Origin of the sequence: Salicola sp. Rm-C-2C1-2 (assembly GCF_040196175.1) — a bacterium.
GTDB lineage: Bacteria > Pseudomonadota > Gammaproteobacteria > Pseudomonadales > Oleiphilaceae > Halospina.
Genome location: NZ_JBEFNF010000001.1, coordinates 382,493 through 400,676 on the forward strand (window position 1 = coordinate 382,493; position 18,184 = coordinate 400,676).

The following is an 18,184-nucleotide window of genomic DNA, read 5'->3' on the forward strand; positions in this document are numbered from 1 at the left end:
GCATCCCCTGGGCTTCCAGGGAGTGTCGTGCATGAAATGGTTGTGGGGCATCATGGCCGTTCTGACGTTGCTGCTGCAGGTCCGGCTCTGGGCGGGCGAAAACAGCCTGCCTCATGCCTGGACCCTGCAGGAGCAGATTGATGAGCAGAAGACCATCAATGCCGGGCTCCGTTACCGTAACGAAGAACTGTTTGCCGAGGTGAATAATCTCGGTGACGGAACCCGCGCGATTGAGGAACGTGCCCGCGGCAATCTCGGCATGGTCGGCGAAGATGAAACCTTCTTTCTGGTCGTGGAGCCCTGAAGCGGACCCATGCCGGCCTACACTGCCCCTGAGGGCCCACAGCCAGCCATTGTCATTCCCGCCGCGGGTGTTGGTGCCCGTATCGGGGGTGATCGCCCTAAGCAGTATCAGAATCTCCGTAACAGCTTTCTGATTGATATCACCATTGAACGGCTGATCCGGGTATTACCGGAAGCCACCATTATGGTGACCCTGGGTTCTGAGGATGGTTGGTGGGCGCACACTCGCAGCGCAGCGGCCCGGCACATCCATACCTGCACTGGCGGGGCCAGCCGTGCTGGATCCGTTCTTGCTGGGCTCCGCGCCCTGACGATGCCGGCGGAGCATCCAGTGCTGGTGCATGACGCCGCTCGCCCCTGCATTACGTCCTCGGATATCAACGCGCTTGTGCAGGCGGTGGGTGACAGCGACTCAGGTGGGCTTCTGGCTCAGGCTGTCACGGATACGGTCAAGGAAGTGGATGATACTGGTCATGTGATTGCCACGCGCGATCGCCGTCACCTCTGGCGAGCCCAGACGCCGCAGCTGTTCCGCAGTGGCGTTCTGGAGCAGGCCCTTTTGATGGCCGCTACCGGGGATATCACGGTGACGGATGAGGCCTCGGCCGTAGAGCATCTGGGCTTACATCCGCTTGTCGTTCCGGGCAGAGCGGACAACATCAAAGTCACTCATCCAGGGGATCTGGCCATGGCGGCATGGTTTATTGAGCAACAGCAACAGGCCGGAGGGGCTGGAGCATGATACGAGTGGGGCAGGGCTTTGACGTCCACGCCTTCGAAGAGGGTGACCATATCCGCATCGGTGGCGTGGTGATTCCCCATGACCAGGGATTGCGGGCGCACTCGGATGGGGATGTGTTGCTGCACACTATGAGTGATGCTCTGTTGGGCGCCATTGCACTGGGTGATATCGGCCACTTGTTCCCTGATACCGAACAGCGCTGGCGAGACGCCGACAGCCGCGCGCTGCTGCGTGAGGTCTACCGTCAGGTCCGGATGCAGGGCTATCAGCTGGTGAACATCGATGCCACGGTGATGGCGCAGGCGCCAAAAATGGCACCGCATGTGGATGCCATGCGGCATAATATCGCAGAGGACCTAGCGGTTAACCCGCAGCGCATCAGCGTCAAAGCCACAACAACCGAACACCTGGGGTTTGTGGGGCGTGCCGAAGGCGTTGCGGCCCAGGCGGTCTGCCTGGTTGAAAGTCGCCGCAGCAGCGGGGATTCATGACGGATTGGCGCCTTTCCTGGCCGCGCGCCGGAGGAGAACCTGTGGGCTCGGGTCGGATTCGTGTAGCCCCCGAGGATTTCGAGGTAACCGAAGAGCTCGGATGGCATCCTGATGGCGAGGGTGAGCACCTGTTCATCCAGCTCGAAAAATGCGGTGATAACACAGACTGGGTTGCTAAAGGGCTGGCGCGCATGGCCGGGTGTCCGGCGGCGGCCGTGGGGTACGCTGGGCGCAAGGACCGCCATGCAGTGACCCGTCAGTGGTTCAGTATGCCCTGTACCCCGGCGAACGCCGATGGCGTTCTGAAGGCTGTCTCCGCGCAGTGGCGTGTCCTGTCGGCAGGCCGGCACAGGCGGAAACTGCGCACGGGCGAATTGGCCGGTAATCGTTTCCGGATCCGGGTGCGTGACCTAGAAGCAGACCAGCAGCTTCTGAGCCAGCGCTGGCAGACGGTGGCCACCAACGGATGTCCGAACTATTTTGGTCCCCAGCGATTCGGCCGTGAGGGCGCCAATCTGGTCGCGGCCTCGCAGCTGGATCCGGAACGGCTCAAGCGCCCGCGTGAGCGGGCACGTTCGGGGATGCAGCTGTCGGCTGCACGAAGCTGGCTGTTCAACGAATGGCTGGCGGGCCGGCTGGTAGCCGGAGACTGGCTGGAACAGCGCGAGGGCGAGCCGGAATCATCGCCGTCAGGCCCACTGTTCGGTGATGATTGCTGTGGCGCCCAGGGAACCCTGGCGCAGGCGGAGCTGGCGTTTGCGGCGCAGTACCCGGGGTTCATGGCGCTGCTGCGCGCCACAAGAATGCGTGCAGCTCGTCGCAGCCTGGCGCTGAAACCGCTAGACTGCGCTCTGGAGCATGAGGGTGATAGTGTCATGTTCGATTTTTTCCTGCCCGCGGGGGGCTTTGCCACCGTGGTGGTCAACGAGATTCTGGATCTGGAGGACGGTTCCCGAACGCCATGAAACTGCTGCTTTCCAATGATGACGGTGTTTATTCGCCAGGACTCAAGGCACTCTATGATGCCCTAGAGGATCTGGGAGACGTGCGTGTGTCAGCGCCGGACCGCGATCACTCTGGTGCCAGCAATGCGCTGACCCTGACGCGACCGCTTGAGGCCACAGTGGTGCCGGGTGGTTTCACTGCCATCGACGGTACGCCCACCGACTGTGTCCATCTGGGCATCGGCGACATGTTCGGAATTGAATTTGATCGGGTTATATCCGGGATCAATACCCACTCCAATCTGGGGGATGACATCATTTATTCGGGAACGGTGGCGGCGGCCGTGGAAGGGCGCCTGTTGAGTCATCCGCCGATTGCCATCTCGCTTGCGAACCAGGGCAACTGGCGCTTTGATACGGCGGCGCGGGTGGTCCGGAACCTGCTGTTGCGCCCGGATCCGCTTGCGGTTCCTCCGAGAACAGTGCTTAACGTGAACGTGCCGGATGTCGATTTCAGTGAGCTCCAGGGTTTCCAGATCACGCGCCTGGGGCATCGCGGCCGGGGTGAATTGCCCCAGCGGGTGCACTGTCCACGCGGGCGCGAGCGCATGTGGATCGGGGCTGCCGGAGATGAGGACGATGCCGGCCCCGGAACCGACTTCCACGCCATTCGCGAGCGTTATGTGTCCATCACGCCCGTCAATGTGGACATGACGCACTATGATACCTTCCAGAACCTGAATGACTGGCTGAAAGACGGATTCTGAATGAACACTGAACTCCAGGGGATCGGCATGACCTCCCAGCGCACGCGGATGCGGCTTGTGGAGCGTCTCAGTGAAGAGGGCATACAGCGCGCGGAGGTGCTGGATGCGATCGCGAATGTGCCCCGGCATATTTTTCTGGATGAGGCGCTGTCGCACCGTGCCTACGAGGATACCGCACTGCCCATTGGCTACCAGCAGACGCTCTCCCAGCCTTATGTGGTTGCGCGCATGACGGAGCTTCTGCTGGAGGTTGGCGCCACAAGGATCCTGGAACTGGGCACCGGTTCCGGTTATCAGGCAGCGATACTCGCGTACCTTGGTAAAGAAGTGTACAGCATCGAGCGTATCGGCGGTCTTCACCGCCAGGCCCGGGAGCGGCTGCAGCGCCTGGGTTATCGCAATGCCTTCCTGCGCCTGGGCGATGGCAGTCAGGGTTGGCCTGAAGCCGCGCCCTTTGATGGCATGATCCTGACAGCGGCACCGGGTGATATACCGGCAGCGCTGTATGATCAGTTGGCGGACGGCGGCAGCATCGTCGCACCATTGGGTCGTGATACCCAGATGCTGACCCTGATTACCCGTCATGGGGAGGAGTTTCAGCGCCGTGAGATCGAGCCTGTGCGCTTTGTGCCCGTGCTCGGCGGCGTGGTGCGATGAGCAACGAGGGCGCCCAATCCGCCCCTGGCATCATCCTCCGGGGCTGCCTCATGGGCGCTGCGGATATTGTGCCCGGTGTCTCGGGCGGCACCATGGCGCTCATTACCGGCATCTACCAGCGCCTGCTAGCGGCGCTAGGCCACATTCCGGAAGCCGGCGTAACTCTGGTGCGTCAGCGCAGTCCTGTCATGGCCTGGAAGACGATGGATGCCGGATTCCTTGTGATGCTTCTGGGCGGGATCCTGTTCAGTGTTGTGACCCTTGCTCATGGTATCGGAACACTGCTGGATGACCACCCAATGCTGGTGCGGGCGTTTTTCTCCGGCCTAATCGTTGGCGCGGTAATCCATGTGGGTCGACAGGTCCCTCTATGGTCATCAGCTGCCGGCTTCGGGCTGGTAGTTGGAGCCCTGGTAGCCTGGAGTATTGCCCAGCTAACGCCCGCCACCCTCGCGCTGACGCCCATGGTCGCATTCGGGGCCGGTTTTGTGGCCATATCCGCAATGGTGCTGCCAGGCATATCGGGCAGTTTTATCCTCCTTCTGCTGGGGCTCTATGAGCCCATTCTGGACGCTATCCGTGAGCCATCACTGGCAATCCTGGCGATTTTTGCGGGTGGTTGTGCACTGGGGTTGGTGGCCATGGCGCGCCTGGTGGCGACCACCCTGGCACGCTTCCCGTCAGTAACACTGGCGGTGCTGACCGGTTTCATGGTTGGCTCGCTCACTAACCTGTGGCCCTGGAAAAAGGTGGTTGCGTGGCGCAACCGCTCCGCCGGCGATGCCGAGCCGTTGCTGTATGAGAATCTGGCTCCCTGGCATTACGCTGAGGTGACAGGCGGCGAACCTCAGACGGTTATGGTTGTGTCGCTTGCTGGTCTGGGTTTCGGGTTGATTGTTCTGGTCGAGTGGCTGGGAAAAGCAGATGGAAGCAAGCGGTAACTGGCCGTATTGTGCTTCGGCTCATACACTTGAACCGGATCACTATGGATGTGGAACTGATCCACGGAATCTGTGTGATCTGTTACGAGGAGTGTTCCCACAGGTAACGAAGAAGGGCAGGCGCGTAACCCAGTTCTGAGCAAAAAACATCCAGACAAAAGAGCGGTTTACCCACATCTCCTCAGGTTCTTGTGAATGTTTTGGAATTTTTTGGAATAAAAAAAGACAACTCAATAACGGAAAGTTCTATTGCTGATGGGGTTCACAGCGGTCAGGCAGGCTGTCGGGAGCCACAAAGGGACCGGTATTCGGATCATCCGGAAGTCGCTGCTGGTTGCTCTGGTCGTGCTCCTGATTGGTGGCTGTAACTCCACCGATCTGCTTCTGGATAGCGATTACAACCCGAGAGTGAATTGGGGGCATCATCAGGTATCCGAAGGTGAAACCCTCTACAGCATCGCCATGCGGTATGGCTGGGACTACCGCAGACTCGCCGCTGCCAACGATATCGAGCCGCCCTATGAGATCCATCCAGGGGATGTGATCCGATTCGATGTCGAAGCCCCCGAGAGCCATTCAGCCACCAGATCGGGGTCCGATTCCGCGAGCCAGAGGACCTCATCCCCGGCCCGAAGCGCTTCCACGGCCAATGAGCCCACCGAATCCACTGGTGCAGATGAGAACGCATACCGCGGATCCCGCAGTAACAATGCGTTACAGTCAACTGGTGAAGCGGCATCCGAAATCGATTGGGCATGGCCGCATTCTGGCCCGATTATTGCGAAATATTCATCAGACGGCTCCGATGTGAACAAAGGTGTTGATATCGGAGGTGACGCGGGAGACTCTGTCAGGGCTGCTGCGGATGGCAGCGTGGTTTACGCCGGGAGCGGGTTGCTGGGGTACGGCAACCTGATCATCGTGAACCACAGCGAAACCTTCCTCAGCGCCTATGCCCACAACCGGAAAATTCTGGTGGACGAAGGCCAGAACGTTGGGCAGGGCGAGACAATAGCCGAGATGGGGGATTCGGGTGCCGACAGAATCATGCTCCACTTCGAGATACGGAGACGGGGCGATCCGGTGAACCCGATGCAGTATCTTCCGCGTCGCTGATCCGGGGCTTGCCGGCCCACAAAAAGTTAAACAAGGCCGCAAGCGTTCAAGGGGTAGATCAGTTAACGCAGGTGAAAACGATGTCGGAAGAGATGGTTCAGGAAGCAGCGCTTGACACATCGGCTGAGGAGTCGGGGATGGATCCGGAAGAGGCCGTGGCCGCTAACGAGGAAGCCGCCAAACTGGAAGAAGACGCGGAAGCGCTTGAACGCGCACGCTCCAGGACGTCGCGTTACAGCTATACGAGCCGCCAGCAGCAGGCGGATGCCACACAGCTTTATCTCAATGAGATCGGTTTTTCACCGCTGCTCACGCCGGAAGAAGAGAAGCATTTCGCGCGGCTGGCCCGTGACGGTGATGAAAGCGGGCGTCGCCGCATGATCGAGAGCAACCTGCGCCTTGTGGTGAAGATTTCCCGTCGCTATGTTAATCGGGGCCTGACACTGCTCGATCTGATTGAGGAGGGCAATCTGGGCCTGATCAGGGCGGTAGAGAAGTTCGATCCGGAGCGCGGTTTCCGGTTCTCCACCTATGCCACCTGGTGGATCCGCCAGACCATTGAGCGGGCCATCATGAACCAGACCCGCACGATCCGCCTTCCCATCCATGTGGTGAAAGAACTCAATCTGTACCTGCGAGCTTCCCGGGAACTGAGTCAGAAACTGGATCATGAGCCCACTGCTGAGGAAATCGCTGATAAGTGCGATAAGCCGGTTAAGGATGTGAAGCGGATGCTGGGGCTCAATGAGCGCGTTGCATCGGTTGATACGCCCATCGGTCATAATGGCGATAAGTCCCTGCTCGACACGGTGCCTGATGAAGGCTCTGCTGACCCGGCTGCTTTGCTTCAGGAAAGCAATATCAAGGGTTGCCTTGGGGAGTGGGTGGACCAGCTCAGTGAAAAACAGCAAGAAGTACTCTGCCGTCGATTCGGGCTGCGCGGGTACGCAACCATGACCCTGGAACAGGTTGGTGCCGAAATCGGGCTTACCCGCGAACGGGTACGCCAGATTCAGGTAGAGGCGTTGCGCCGCCTGCGCGAGATTCTTGAGAAAGAAGGGCTCTCAGGCGATATGCTCTTTGAGGCGTGATCTCATCGGCCCCGGAGCGCAGCATAAAAGCGCCAGGGGCCATGAATCGGTGGCGCTCGTAGGGGCCCGTGCGGTAGCGTGTCGATCAGGCCATTGAGTACTGCCTGAATCAGGGACAACCGTAAAGGGTTGCACCTTCGTGGCGCTGGTCTTCGGGCTCTAATTCCAGTGTTGTATGCTGAATGCCGAAACGGCTGGCAAGGGCCTCACGGATACGCTCTTTCAACGTCTGCTGTTCCGGCCATGCATCGGTGGTCACCACTACATGGGTGTCCAGAGAGGCCGCATTTTCCTCCATCAACCAGAAATGGGCATGATGGATATCGCGCACACCGTTAAACTCCCGGATGCAATCCAACACTGCCTCCGTATCAATCTCCGGTGGACTGCCCAGCATAAGCACACGGATTACCCCGCCAATCTCCGTCGCTGAAAGCCAAAAGATGTAGCCGGCAATCAGCAGCGTGATCAGTGGATCAACGAGGCGCCAGTCATAAAGCAGAATGAGAACGCCGCTGACCACTACGGCTACTGAGGTTAGGGCGTCACTGAGATTGTGCAGGAAGAGAGCGCGGATGTTGGATCCCCCTTCTCGGATGGAACCGGTAAGAACAGCCGTGAGAGTGTCTACGACCAATGCGAGCAGACCCAACAGGATGACCGGCATGCCGGCAACCTCCGTCGGATCCAGAATGCGCATGATGCCCTCGAAGGCCAGATAAAGCCCGATAAGAATCAGGGTCGTGTAGTTGACCAGGGCGGCAACGGTTTCCACGCGGCCGTAGCCAAATGTCATTGCCGGGTCCGCGGGACGCCGCGCGATGCGTCGCGCCATCAGAGCAATGACCATCGACGCCATGTCCGAGAAGTTGTGCAGGGCATCGCCAATGAGTGCAAGACTGCCTGAAAGAATACCGCCGCCGATCTGGGCCAGGGTGAGTAGGAAATTGCTTACAATCGCGATGCCGACCCGTTGGTCTCCTGCCGAGTGGTCATGATTGTGGTCCATGCTTTACTCCAATTGTGATGCCCTAACTTCCGGATTTTTTCGGCCAAGGATCATTTTTGCAACAGCAACTTTAGTAACCGACCATTGCAGGTCGCTTAATCTGTGGTAGCCTCACCTTACTAAAGCAGCGAGCGGCTGTGCTTATGCCGTATCGACGTTTTTTGGATAATTGAAGCTTATGCATTTGCGGGCAAACGCAATGTTTGTGAACAATCAGCGATCAGGCCGCCGGCTCAATGCAGCCCTGACGGTTGTTTTCGTGATTCAGCTGTTGCTTGGTGCGGGGCTTCATTTCCATCAATTGGGGGACCATGGTCAGTCCGGTTCGGACACTGTCCATGCGGATTTTTCCCATGAGTTGCACGGGGACCAGAATGGCCTGGATGCAGACCCGATAAGTCGGGAGCAGTCCGGCGACTGGTCCCTGGACCTGGTGATCACCGACTGGCCACAGCCCATAGTGGTCACTGCAGCCCCAATCGATGTGGGCTCGCAGCTCGTACAGGCACCTCAGCCACCACCACGTTACACGCTTGCCCAACCCCGCGACCCGCCTCACGCCTGAACACTCCCAATCCGCGGTATGTGGTTTTCCGCATACCGAACGAAACATTGCGTATCGGAGAACACCATGCAGCACTTGGTTAAGTGTATCTGCAAGGGCAGGCGTTTACCCTGGGCATTGATCACCGCGCTGATGCTGGTAACAGCAGCGCGGGTGTACGCCGGAAGCTGGACCCTGCAGAAGAGCATCGAGCGGGCACAGTCCGTCTCACCTGTCATTGAGCGGGAAAAGGCAGCCCTTGCGAGTGAGCAGGGCAATTACGAGGAATCCGGTGTCTGGCCGAACCCCTCGTTGAATGTTTCGGCGGGGGACGCGCTCGGGCAGGAACTGAAGACCAACGATATCCGCGTTCAGAACGTGCAGTTGATACAGCCCATTCCCATTGGTGGGCGTACCACCGCGGATGCCGAGGCTGCGGAGCAGGCGGTCTCGGCAGCGCGTTCCGGCGTAAATGGGGCATCGCTTTCCGTAGCCCATGAGGCGGCGCGGCTGTACCAGCGGCTGCAACACGCACAGGCACAGATGACCATCGCCCAGCGCCAGACCGAGCAGGCCGATCGCTTTGAGAATATTGCCCAGAAACGCTCGGAGAGTGGCGACATCGCCATGCGTGAAGCCAGCCGCCTGTCAGTATTGGCCGCCCAGGCGGACGCCAGGTTTTCCGATGCCCGTCGCCACCGGGCGACGGTACTGAACCGTTTCCGCAACCTCCTGGACCTCAGTGGCGGCGAGGACCTCGAGCTTGAGACCACTTTCGCCGTATCAAGGCCGCCTCGTCTGTCTGACCTGAAATCCCGCCTCGTCAGCCACCCGGAACTCAGGCAGGCACGGCAGGAAACGGAGTCCGCGAGGGCCAGGGTGCGTGAAGCGGATGCCTCACGCATTCCGGACCTTAACCTGACGTTCAGCCATAAGCGGTTCGCGCTGCGGGGCGAGGAAGAAAACGCCTATGCCGTTGGGCTGGGCCTGGAGATTCCCCTCTGGACGACTTACGGAGGCCGCGAGGCGGCTGCCCGAGGCAGGGCGGAACAGGCGAACCAAACCCACAGGGAAGGACGGCGTGAACTTGAGCGCCAGCTTGCAACAGCGCACGAGTCCCTCGGGCGTTTGATGACACGCCTGGCGCGTCACGAAAAGCAGATACTTGAGCCATCCCGAGAGGTTGTTGAGCAGAGCGAGCAGGGCTATCGCGCCGGCAATGTCACGCTCACGGAACTGATTGATGCCACCAATGCCGTCTGGCAGGCCGAGCGTACACGGGCGGACCTGCTCCTTGAAGCACGCCTGGCGAAACTGGAATTGAAAGAGGCGGTCGGTCTGGCCCCCGGGGAGTCGATGTAATGAAGCGCTGGAACGTTCTGATCGTATTTGTATTTATGGCGACGCTCGCCGGTTGTGGTAATGGCCACGAGCCGCATGCCGGGGAAGACGGGCACGGCGATCATGGGCATGAAGAGCCTGCTGAGGGAGAAAAGGAGCACGATGGCCAGGATCATTCAGGCCAAAAGGAAGAAAAAGACCATGGTGATCATGAAAGTGCCTCAGAGGAAAGCCACGAGGGCGAAAAGGGTGGCCAGGAACTTGCACTCTCGGACGCGGTGATCCGTGAATTCGGTCTCGAGGTGCGTGAAGCGGGGCCGGGCTCACTGTCCATCAGGCGGGAATTCCCCGGCGAGGTCGTGTTCGATGAAGGCCTGATCACACACGTGACGGCCCGTGTTTCCGGACGGGCGGAAAAACTGCTGAAACAGAGCGGTGAACAGGTCAGTGAAGGTGAGGTGCTCGCCGTGCTTTCGAGCCGTGAGCTGGCCCGGGTGCGTTCGCAATTCCTGTCGGCAAAGGCCAGTCTCGAGCTGGCGCGCGCCACCTTCCAGCGCAAGCAACGACTGGCCAACGACCAGATCGCCTCCGAGGCCGAACTTCAGGAGAGCCGCCAGGCACTGAGCGAAGCACAGGTCAAGGTTGAGCTGGTGCGCCGCGAGCTGCGCACCCTGGGCATGACCCCGGAAGGCATCGAGGCGCTGGATCTGGAGAGCAATGCAAGCCTTGCCCGTTACGAGCTGACTGCCCCGGCGGACGGCACCATCATTGAACGCCACCTCACCCGTGGTGAGCGGGTGAGCGCCAATGCCGCCGGGGATTCCTCTTTTGTGATCGCCAGCCGGGAGCAGGTCTGGGGCCAGCTCAGCATCTTTCCCCAGAGCATTGACGATGTGAGTCCGGGCCAGAGTGTCACCGTGCAAGCGACGGATTCCAATGCGTCGGCCATCAGCGCCATCACCTATGTCACGCCGTTGATGCAGGAAACCACCCGCTCTGCCAGGGGCCGCGTGGTGCTGGAAAACGCTTCCGGCCAGTGGTATCCGGGTCAGTTCATCACGGGGAATGTGACCGTGGAAACGGTGGATGCGGATGTGGTTGTACCGCAGACCGCGGTCCAGACCATGGATGGCGGGCCGCGGGTGTTTGTGCGGACCGACCATGGCTTCAGGGCCCACCCGGTCAAGCTCGGGCGCAAGGCCGACGGCAAGGTCGAAATCCTGCAGGGGCTTTCCGCTGGTGAACGTTACGCCGCTGTGAATACCTTCACGCTCAAGGCGGAATTCGACCGTGAACAGCTCAAGCATGCCGGCCATTCCCACTGAGGCCACCGCGACCCGGGAGCATTGAAACATGATTGAACGACTGATGGATGTCTGCCTCCGCAACCGTCTACTGATGGTATTGCTGGGGGTGCTGGTACTGGCCAGCGGGATCTGGAGCTGGCAGAAACTGGCGGTGGACGCGGTTCCGGACGTCTCGCCGACGCTGGTGCAGGTCTTCACGGTGACCGACGGTCTTGCGCCCGAGGAAGTGGAGACCTATGTGAGCTACCCCGTTGAGCAGGCCATGACAGGGCTGCCCAAGGTGCGGGAAATCCGGAGCAACTCGAACTTCGGGCTTTCGGTGGTCAGCGTCTACTTCGAGGATGGCACGGACATCTACCACGCACGCCAACTGGTCAGCGAGCGCCTGCAGAAGGCGCGTGAAAGCATTCCAGAGGGTTTCGGCGAGCCTCAGATGGGCCCGATCGCCAGCGGTCAGGGCCTGGTTCTCTACTACTACCTGGATGCCCCCAGGGAAGAATACAATCTGACCCAGCTGCGCACCATCCAGGACTGGCTGATCAAGCCGAAGATGGAGACGGTGCGTGGCGTTACGGAAGTACTCGGGATCGGCGGCCACAAGAAGCAGTACCAGGTGAACGTCAATCCGGACGCGCTCCAGCGTTACGATCTGGATCTCCAGAAAGTGATTGATCGTGTACGCTCCAGCAACCTCAACGTGGGCGCTCAGTTCCTTGAAGAGGGCGGCGAGCAGTTCGTGATCCGATCCGAGGGGCTGGCCAAGGGCATCAGGGACCTGGAGCGGATTACCGTCAAGACGGTGGACGGAACCCCGGTGCGGCTGGCGGACATTGCCAGCGTCGAGATCGGCGGCGAGGTCCGTCAGGGCCTGCAGACGCTCAATGGCGAGAAGGAAGTGGTCTCGGGGATGGTCGTCAAGCTTTATGGCGCCAATACCTCGGCCGTGATCCAACGGGTGGAAGAGCGTCTGGAATCGATCCAGAAGAGCCTGCCCGAAGGCGTGAAGATCGTGCCGTATTACGAACAGAAAACGCTGGTCCAGAACGCGGTGAACACGGTCTCGAATGCCCTCTTCCAGGGCATCGTGCTGGTGGTGCTGGTGTTGTTCGTGTTTATGGGCGGTTTTCGGCCCAGTGTGGTGGTGGCCGCCGCTATTCCATTCTCCGTGCTGTTCGCAGTGGTCGGGATGTACTGGTTCGATATCTCCGCGAACCTGATGAGTCTGGGAGGGCTGGCCATTGCGATCGGCCTGATGGTGGACGGCACCATCGTGATGGTCGAGAACATTGACCGACACCTGCATGAAGCGCAACGTTACGAACCACGGATTCAGGTTGTAGCCCGGGCGTGCCGGGAGGTGGCTTCGCCCATCCTGTTCGCCATTGCGATTATCATCATCGTCTTTCTGCCACTGTTCACGCTGACCGGCGTTGCCGGCAAGACCTTCCGCCCCCTGGCCTATACGGTGGCATTGGGCATGGTTGGTTCGTTGGTCTATGCGCTGTTCATCACGCCGGTACTGGCAAGCCTAATGATGCGTCGACCCAAAGCGGATGCCGGTGACGGAACGCAGCGCTGGTGGCACCGTCTTATCCCCTCGCAGCCGATTGCGGGTGAATCCGAGGATCATGGTTACAGGCGTGAGTCGCTGATCGTCCAATGGATCCTGGTGCTCTATCGCCCGCTACTGCGTTTCTTCATCGCGCGTCGATCCCTGGCGGTGTTGCTGGCAGTGGGGCTTCTCGGCATGGGCGCGGCCCTTTTCCCGCAGCTTGGTTCGGAGTTTGCGCCACGCATGGATGAGGGCGACCTGATCGTGAACATGACGTTTGCTCCTTCCATCTCGCTGAGTGAGGCCAAGCGCAACACCATGCTCGCCGAAAAACGGATGCTGGACGTTCCGGGCGTAAAGAAGACTGTGAGCCGGGTAGGCCGTGGCGAAGTTGGCGCCCATGCCGACCCCATCAACACCGTGCATTCGCTGGTGGTTCTGGAGCCGCGCTCCAAATGGAGCGAACTCGGCTACGAGTCCCAGGACGGGATCGAGCAGGCCATCCGTGAAGAGCTGGAGGGCATGCCGGGGATAATGACCAACATGACCCAGCCTATCCAGCTCTCCGTGGATGAACTGGTCGGTGGTGTGAAGTCCGAGCTGGCCGTCAAGCTTTACGGGGACGATCTGACCACGCTGAAACAGAAGGCGGACGCCATCGCCGCGGTTCTGCGGGAGATACCGGGAGCGACCGACGTCAAGGCAGACCAGGTGATCGGAGCGCCCCAGATGCGCATCCAGCCCGACCGGGATGCGCTGGCGCGTTATGGCATTACTATGGAACGTGTGCAGAACCGCATCCGGAACGCCGTTGGCGGCACAACGGCCGGGCAGATCTTCGAGGGGATACGGCGTTTTGATGTGTATGTCCGGTATCAGGAAAAGGACCGGAACGATCTGGAGGCCATGAGCAATATCCTGATTGAGGCCCCTGATGGTGCTGAGGTCCCCCTGAGCCAGCTGGCTAAGCTGGAGAAGATCAGCGGTCCACGCCAGATCAGTCGTGAAAACGCCCAGCGATACATAACAGTGCAGGCCAACGTGGAGGGCCGGGATATTGGCAGCTTTGTTGAGGCTGGCCAAAAGGCGATCAGCGAGCAGGTGGATCTGCCTACGGGCTACCTGCTTGAGTGGGGCGGCCAGTATGAGTTGCAGCAAAAGGCCAATGCGCGCTTCGCCATCGTGATTCCGGTAACGCTCGCGCTGATCTGTCTGATGCTTTACATCAGCTTCCACTCCGTGCGCAGTACGCTGCTGATCCTGTTCAATATTCCCCTGGCGCTGGTGGGCGGCATCGCCGCGCTCTGGATTTCCGGCCAGAACCTGTCGGTGCCTGCGTCAGTAGGCTTCATCGCGCTTTTCGGCATCGCCCTTGAGAATGGCATGGTGCTGGTGTCCTATCTGAACCAGTTGGTGCGCGAGGGCATGGGCCTGGATGAGGCTTCAATACAGGGAGCCTGCCTGCGTGTTCGGCCGGTAATGATGACGGCCCTGACGACATCGCTGGGGCTTTTGCCCCTGTTGATGGCGACAGGTACTGGCAGTGGGGTGCAGCGGCCGCTGGCCACCGTTGTGGTGGGAGGATTGATCACGTCCACACTGCTGACTCTGGTGGTCATTCCGGCGCTGTATCGCTGGTTCGCCGAGCGAGCCAGTAGCGTGTCCCAGGATTGAGAGACGTGATCGCCTTTTCACGCAGTCGGGTGCTGGCCAGGCCTACCAATGCGTTGAGAACTGATGGGCATTTGACGTTGATTGACGATGATAGACTCCTTGCACTATCTGAAATCGATATAACAGAGAGGATGTTTTCATGAAACAGATGCTATCGCTCGCCTTTGTGCTGGTATGCACCCTCGCGGTGACCGCCCAGGCCCAGGAGATGACCGTCAAGGGCGTTGAGCTGCCAGGAACCATCGACGTCGAAGGTAATGAGCTCAGCCTGAACGGCGCCGGCATCCGCTCCAAATGGTTCATGAGCCTGTATGTGGGATCGCTTTACCTGCCACAGGAATTTGACAGTGCCCAGGCCATCGTTGAAGCGGACCAGCCAATGGCTATTCAACTTGATATCGTCTCCGGCATGATCAACAGCGAGAATATGACCGAAGCCACCATGGAAGGATTCGGGAACGCGACAGACGGCAACATGGAGCCCATCCAGGAGGATGTGGATGCGTTCATGAGTTTGTTTGAGGAGGAAATCAAGGAAGGGGACCAATTCCAGATTGCCTACCTCCCAGACGACGGGATTGTCGGGTATAAGAACGGTGAGCGCACGGGCACTGTTGATGGCGGCATGAGATTCAAAAAGGCCGTTTTCGGCATCTGGCTCGGCGAAGTCCCGGCCCAGGAGAGCGTGAAGAACGCCATGATGGGCAAGGACTGAAACGGTCAATCAGCCGTTTTGTCTTTGTACTCGCACAGATCCTCGATGACGCAGCTGCCGCAGCGTGGCCTTCGGGCCAGACAGGTGTAGCGGCCATGGAGGATCAGCCAGTGATGCGCGTCCTTGAGGTAGGCCTTCGGGACGCGCTTCATCAGGTTCTCTTCCACTTCCCGTACGTTTTTCCCGGTGGCAATGCCGGTGCGGTTCGCTACACGGTAGATATGCGTGTCCACCGCCATAGTGGGCTGATCGAAAGCGGTGTTCAGGATTACATTGGCGGTCTTGCGGCCCACACCAGGTAATGCTTCCAGTTCTTTGCGGGTCTGCGGCACCTGCGAGTTGTGTTTCTCCACCAGCATCCGGCATGCCTTGATGATGTTGGTGGCCTTGCTGTTGTAGAGGCCGATGGTCTTGATGTACGCCTTGAGGCCTTCTTCCCCCAGCTCAAGGATCGCTTCCGGGGTGTTGGCGACGGGGAACAGTTTCGCCGTTGCCTTGTTGACGCCCACGTCGGTGGCCTGGGCGGAGAGTGTGACCGCCACCAGCAATTCAAATGGAGAGTTGAAGTTCAGTTCCGTGGTGGGCGCGGGATTGGCTTCCTTGAGGCGGGCGAAGATGGCCTCACGCTTGGTGTCGTTCATGAGTAGGTTCCTGTAACGCGTACCCGTTTGTGCCCGCTTTCCACGGGCGCCTGCTGGGCCTGCTGCTGTTGCTGGATGTGGTGATCGATACGGTTGCGCAGGGCAATGATCAGCCCCAGACCGATGAAGGCCCCGGGCGGCAGGACGGCGATCAGCGCCTGGCGGTAGTCGGGAAAGACGGTCAGTGTCCAGTCCCGGGCCGCCTCGCCGAAGAGCAGATGGGCGTCTGCCAGCAGGGTTCCGTAGCCCACCAGTTCGCGCATGCCGCCCAGGAGCACCAGTACGGCCAGGAAACCGAGACCGGTCATCAGGCCGTCCAGGGTTGCTTTGTGCAACGGATTGCGGCTGGCAAAGGCCTCGGCGCGGCCGAGGATGGCGCAGTTGGTGACAATCAGCGGGATGAAGATGCCCAGGATCTGGTAGAGCTGGTAGGCATAGGCCTGCATGATCAGTTCGGTGCAGGTGACCAGTGCAGCGATGATCATGACGAAGGCCGGCAGGCGCATGGAGTCGGTCACTTGATGGCGGATGAGCGAAACCGCCATGTTGGAACCGGTCACCACCATCAGCGTTGCTAGGCCCAGCCCTATGGCGTTGACCACGGTGTTGGTAACCGCCAGCAGCGGGCACAGGCCGAGCAGCTGCACCAATGCCGGGTTGTTACGCCAGAGGCCGTCAAGAATGATCTGGTTGGTGTTTGCGCTCACAGCTTTTCAGCTCCCGCTTCTGCGCCAGCATTGGTGAAAAGGCGTTGTTGATGGGACGCAGTGAATGCCAGCCCGCGGCGGACTGCGTCCACCACCGCCCGGCTGGTGATGGTTGCCCCGCTCAACGCGTCAAAGGTATCGCCACTGCCAACGCCCCACTGCTCGGGTACGGGATTGGTCAGTGAGCGGCCATTGAAGTGCAGTATCCAGTCGCTCTTCGCCACCTCGATGGCATCGCCCAGGCCCGGTGTTTCCTGATGTTTGGTAGCGCGCACGCCGGTGAGCATGCCGTCCCTCCGCACGCCAAGGATGAGTTCAATCCGCCCGGAATAGCCATCCGGTGCTGTGACAGGCAGGATCAGGATGGCGGCGGCGTTGGCAGGCGTAACCAGGATGGCTTCCGCGCCCTCCCGGATACCGGTCACCCCGTTCGCCGGTAGGGTGATTGGCTGCGTGTTACCCGCCTTCAGGGATACCGGCTCCGGCAGGACGGCGGCGCGCGCCCTTGCGGTGGCCAGTTCACGCTGCTGCTCGATGCGCTCGGCCGTCAGGATCTGGGTAACGCCGATGGCGCCGGCCGTCAGGGCCGCGAACAGGCCCAGCCCCAGAGCGTTGCGCTGAATGGCTCGGAGCGCCTCGCTCATGACGGGACCCCCCGCCCCGCCCGTTTATGGCCGCGGGTACGTGGACGCGTGTAGTAATCTAGGAAGGGCACGGCCAGGTTCATCAGCAGCACCGCGAAGGCGACTGCGTCGGGGTAGCTGCCCCAGGAGCGGATGGTGTAGAGCAATACACCGATGCCAGCGCCGTACCAGAGTTTACCCCGGTTGGAAGTGGCTGCCGAGACCGGGTCTGTGGCGATGAAAAAGGCGCCGAACATGGTGCCCCCGGCCAGCAAATGCAGGCTCAGGGGCACAGACTGGTCCGGATCATAGCCGAACAGCAGGGCCATGAAGGTCAGTGCCCCGAGTAGACTGACCGGGATGTGCCAGGTGATGATCCGGCGCTGGATGAGCAAAAGGCCGCCTGCAAGAAATGCAAGATTGACCCACTCCCAGCCAAGGGCAACTCGGTCGCCGTAGATCGGGGCGGCAGTGACCCGGATGGCGACGGCGCCGTCGATGGCATGCTTATAGTCATCCAGGGGCGTGGCGCCGGTGAAGGCGTCAACGGAGGCTGCACCCAGCCCCGTGAACACCGACAGGCTGTCCATGAGCGACAGTGGTGCTTCCTGCAGTGACACAGGCAGGGCCCAGCGTGTACTCATGGCTTCCGGGAAGCTCACCAGCACCAGGGCGTAGCCGACCATTGCGGGGTTGAACAGGTTGCTCCCCAGCCCGCCGTAGAGGTGTTTGGCCAGGATGATGGCGCTGGCGGTGGCTACCAGCGCGATCCACCAGGGCAGTAGCGGCGGCAGCGAAAGGCCCAGCAGCAGGCCCGTCAGCGCCGCGCTGCCATCCATGAGAGTGCGTTGAATGGGGCGTGCGCGGAGCCAGAGGATCAGGGCCTCGGTGACCAGGGCGACGCCCACGCACCAGAGCACGTTGATCAGCACGCCCCACCCGAAGAAGTGGATGAATGCCAGCAGCCCTGGCAGGGTCGCCGCCATGACCCAGAGCATGATCCGCTGGGTGGTCAGCAT

Annotated in this window: 19 protein-coding genes; 14 read left to right on the plus strand and 5 right to left on the minus strand. The window is 60.4% G+C overall.

All coding sequences use genetic code 11. From position 1 onward, the window contains the following. Nucleotides 1-31: 31 nt before the first annotated feature. The 9 genes from AAF659_RS01735 to rpoS all read left to right on the plus strand — a co-directional run bounded on the left by AAF659_RS01735 (nucleotide 32) and on the right by rpoS (nucleotide 7,052). The gene (locus tag AAF659_RS01735; RefSeq protein ID WP_349749976.1) at nucleotides 32-304 is read left to right on the plus strand and encodes a septum formation initiator family protein; all 273 of its coding nucleotides are present in this window, start codon (nucleotides 32-34) and stop codon (nucleotides 302-304) included. A gap of 9 nt (nucleotides 305-313) precedes the next feature. Next, nucleotides 314-1,045, plus strand: a complete 732-nt coding sequence (ispD, locus tag AAF659_RS01740; RefSeq protein ID WP_349749977.1) for a 2-C-methyl-D-erythritol 4-phosphate cytidylyltransferase — start codon at nucleotides 314-316, stop codon at nucleotides 1,043-1,045. Beyond that, a complete protein-coding gene (ispF, locus tag AAF659_RS01745) occupies nucleotides 1,042-1,536 on the plus strand; it encodes a 2-C-methyl-D-erythritol 2,4-cyclodiphosphate synthase (RefSeq protein ID WP_349749978.1) in 495 nt (164 codons plus the stop codon). The genes ispD and ispF overlap by 4 nt, the downstream gene beginning before the upstream one ends. Beyond that, nucleotides 1,533-2,501, plus strand: coding sequence for a tRNA pseudouridine(13) synthase TruD (gene truD, locus AAF659_RS01750; RefSeq protein WP_349749979.1), 969 nt, complete (start codon nucleotides 1,533-1,535; stop codon nucleotides 2,499-2,501). Before ispF ends, truD begins: the two co-directional genes overlap by 4 nt. Further along, on the plus strand, nucleotides 2,498-3,247 hold the full coding sequence (gene surE / locus AAF659_RS01755; RefSeq protein ID WP_349749980.1) for a 5'/3'-nucleotidase SurE: 750 nt from the start codon (nucleotides 2,498-2,500) through the stop codon (nucleotides 3,245-3,247). The genes truD and surE overlap by 4 nt, the downstream gene beginning before the upstream one ends. Beyond that, complete coding sequence (locus AAF659_RS01760) at nucleotides 3,248-3,904, plus strand: protein-L-isoaspartate(D-aspartate) O-methyltransferase (RefSeq protein ID WP_349749981.1); 657 nt, start codon at nucleotides 3,248-3,250, stop codon at nucleotides 3,902-3,904. It abuts the gene before it with no gap. Then, nucleotides 3,901-4,845 (plus strand): DUF368 domain-containing protein, encoded by a 945-nt coding sequence (locus AAF659_RS01765; RefSeq protein WP_349749982.1) that lies wholly within the window; start codon nucleotides 3,901-3,903, stop codon nucleotides 4,843-4,845. The genes AAF659_RS01760 and AAF659_RS01765 overlap by 4 nt, the downstream gene beginning before the upstream one ends. A 255-nt stretch (nucleotides 4,846-5,100) precedes the next feature. Then, on the plus strand, nucleotides 5,101-5,961 hold the full coding sequence (locus AAF659_RS01770; RefSeq protein ID WP_349749983.1) for a peptidoglycan DD-metalloendopeptidase family protein: 861 nt from the start codon (nucleotides 5,101-5,103) through the stop codon (nucleotides 5,959-5,961). A gap of 80 nt (nucleotides 5,962-6,041) precedes the next feature. Then, entirely contained in the window at nucleotides 6,042-7,052 is a 1,011-nt protein-coding gene (gene rpoS / locus AAF659_RS01775) for an RNA polymerase sigma factor RpoS (RefSeq protein ID WP_349749984.1), read from the plus strand. A gap of 109 nt (nucleotides 7,053-7,161) precedes the next feature. Here rpoS and AAF659_RS01780 read toward each other — a convergent pair whose 3' ends face one another. Further along, nucleotides 7,162-8,061 carry a cation diffusion facilitator family transporter gene (locus AAF659_RS01780; protein WP_349749985.1) on the minus strand — a complete coding sequence of 300 codons (900 nt, stop codon included), beginning with the start codon at nucleotides 8,059-8,061 and terminating at the stop codon, nucleotides 7,162-7,164. Nucleotides 8,062-8,260: 199 nt separating this feature from the next. On the opposite strand from AAF659_RS01780, the gene AAF659_RS01785 reads away from it, so the two are divergent. The 5 genes from AAF659_RS01785 (at nucleotide 8,261) to AAF659_RS01805 (ending at nucleotide 15,194) form a co-directional block, all read left to right on the plus strand. Next, a complete protein-coding gene (locus AAF659_RS01785; protein WP_349749986.1) occupies nucleotides 8,261-8,626 on the plus strand; it encodes a hypothetical protein in 366 nt (121 codons plus the stop codon). A 66-nt stretch (nucleotides 8,627-8,692) separates the two neighbouring features. Further along, nucleotides 8,693-9,967 (plus strand): TolC family protein, encoded by a 1,275-nt coding sequence (locus AAF659_RS01790; protein ID WP_349749987.1) that lies wholly within the window; start codon nucleotides 8,693-8,695, stop codon nucleotides 9,965-9,967. Beyond that, nucleotides 9,967-11,271 (plus strand): efflux RND transporter periplasmic adaptor subunit, encoded by a 1,305-nt coding sequence (locus AAF659_RS01795; protein ID WP_349749988.1) that lies wholly within the window; start codon nucleotides 9,967-9,969, stop codon nucleotides 11,269-11,271. Before AAF659_RS01790 ends, AAF659_RS01795 begins: the two co-directional genes overlap by 1 nt. A 28-nt stretch (nucleotides 11,272-11,299) precedes the next feature. Next, nucleotides 11,300-14,479 (plus strand): efflux RND transporter permease subunit, encoded by a 3,180-nt coding sequence (locus AAF659_RS01800; protein ID WP_349749989.1) that lies wholly within the window; start codon nucleotides 11,300-11,302, stop codon nucleotides 14,477-14,479. Nucleotides 14,480-14,618: 139 nt separating this feature from the next. Further along, nucleotides 14,619-15,194 (plus strand): chalcone isomerase family protein, encoded by a 576-nt coding sequence (locus AAF659_RS01805; RefSeq protein ID WP_349749990.1) that lies wholly within the window; start codon nucleotides 14,619-14,621, stop codon nucleotides 15,192-15,194. A gap of 5 nt (nucleotides 15,195-15,199) precedes the next feature. Here the strand turns inward: AAF659_RS01805 and nth are convergent, their stop codons facing one another. From nth to rsxD, 4 genes are read right to left on the minus strand one after another with little or no spacing between them, the layout of a single operon-like run. After that, nucleotides 15,200-15,835 (minus strand): endonuclease III, encoded by a 636-nt coding sequence (gene nth / locus AAF659_RS01810; RefSeq protein ID WP_349749991.1) that lies wholly within the window; start codon nucleotides 15,833-15,835, stop codon nucleotides 15,200-15,202. After that, the gene (locus tag AAF659_RS01815; RefSeq protein WP_349749992.1) at nucleotides 15,832-16,542 is read right to left on the minus strand and encodes an electron transport complex subunit E; all 711 of its coding nucleotides are present in this window, start codon (nucleotides 16,540-16,542) and stop codon (nucleotides 15,832-15,834) included. Before AAF659_RS01815 ends, nth begins: the two co-directional genes overlap by 4 nt. Continuing rightward, nucleotides 16,539-17,186, minus strand: coding sequence for an RnfABCDGE type electron transport complex subunit G (locus AAF659_RS01820; protein ID WP_349749993.1), 648 nt, complete (start codon nucleotides 17,184-17,186; stop codon nucleotides 16,539-16,541). The genes AAF659_RS01815 and AAF659_RS01820 overlap by 4 nt, the downstream gene beginning before the upstream one ends. Next, the gene (gene rsxD / locus AAF659_RS01825) at nucleotides 17,183-18,184 is read right to left on the minus strand and encodes an electron transport complex subunit RsxD (protein ID WP_349749994.1); all 1,002 of its coding nucleotides are present in this window, start codon (nucleotides 18,182-18,184) and stop codon (nucleotides 17,183-17,185) included. Before rsxD ends, AAF659_RS01820 begins: the two co-directional genes overlap by 4 nt.

What these genes read in the sequence shown, in the direction of transcription:
- AAF659_RS01820 (WP_349749993.1), bottom strand. Translation starts at nt 17,186, where the DNA reads ATGAGCGAGGCGCTCCGAGCCATTCAGCGCAACGCTCTGGGGCTGGGC.
- nth (WP_349749991.1), bottom strand. Translation starts at nt 15,835, where the DNA reads ATGAACGACACCAAGCGTGAGGCCATCTTCGCCCGCCTCAAGGAAGCC.
- AAF659_RS01765 (WP_349749982.1), top strand. Translation starts at nt 3,901, where the DNA reads ATGAGCAACGAGGGCGCCCAATCCGCCCCTGGCATCATCCTCCGGGGC.
- AAF659_RS01805 (WP_349749990.1), top strand. Translation starts at nt 14,619, where the DNA reads ATGAAACAGATGCTATCGCTCGCCTTTGTGCTGGTATGCACCCTCGCG.
- AAF659_RS01790 (WP_349749987.1), top strand. Translation starts at nt 8,693, where the DNA reads ATGCAGCACTTGGTTAAGTGTATCTGCAAGGGCAGGCGTTTACCCTGG.
- AAF659_RS01785 (WP_349749986.1), top strand. Translation starts at nt 8,261, where the DNA reads ATGTTTGTGAACAATCAGCGATCAGGCCGCCGGCTCAATGCAGCCCTG.
- AAF659_RS01780 (WP_349749985.1), bottom strand. Translation starts at nt 8,061, where the DNA reads ATGGACCACAATCATGACCACTCGGCAGGAGACCAACGGGTCGGCATC.
- ispD (WP_349749977.1), top strand. Translation starts at nt 314, where the DNA reads ATGCCGGCCTACACTGCCCCTGAGGGCCCACAGCCAGCCATTGTCATT.
- surE (WP_349749980.1), top strand. Translation starts at nt 2,498, where the DNA reads ATGAAACTGCTGCTTTCCAATGATGACGGTGTTTATTCGCCAGGACTC.
- AAF659_RS01760 (WP_349749981.1), top strand. Translation starts at nt 3,248, where the DNA reads ATGAACACTGAACTCCAGGGGATCGGCATGACCTCCCAGCGCACGCGG.
- AAF659_RS01735 (WP_349749976.1), top strand. Translation starts at nt 32, where the DNA reads ATGAAATGGTTGTGGGGCATCATGGCCGTTCTGACGTTGCTGCTGCAG.
- truD (WP_349749979.1), top strand. Translation starts at nt 1,533, where the DNA reads ATGACGGATTGGCGCCTTTCCTGGCCGCGCGCCGGAGGAGAACCTGTG.
- rsxD (WP_349749994.1), bottom strand. Translation starts at nt 18,184, where the DNA reads ATGCTGACCACCCAGCGGATCATGCTCTGGGTCATGGCGGCGACCCTG.
- AAF659_RS01770 (WP_349749983.1), top strand. Translation starts at nt 5,101, where the DNA reads ATGGGGTTCACAGCGGTCAGGCAGGCTGTCGGGAGCCACAAAGGGACC.
- rpoS (WP_349749984.1), top strand. Translation starts at nt 6,042, where the DNA reads ATGTCGGAAGAGATGGTTCAGGAAGCAGCGCTTGACACATCGGCTGAG.
- ispF (WP_349749978.1), top strand. Translation starts at nt 1,042, where the DNA reads ATGATACGAGTGGGGCAGGGCTTTGACGTCCACGCCTTCGAAGAGGGT.
- AAF659_RS01795 (WP_349749988.1), top strand. Translation starts at nt 9,967, where the DNA reads ATGAAGCGCTGGAACGTTCTGATCGTATTTGTATTTATGGCGACGCTC.
- AAF659_RS01800 (WP_349749989.1), top strand. Translation starts at nt 11,300, where the DNA reads ATGATTGAACGACTGATGGATGTCTGCCTCCGCAACCGTCTACTGATG.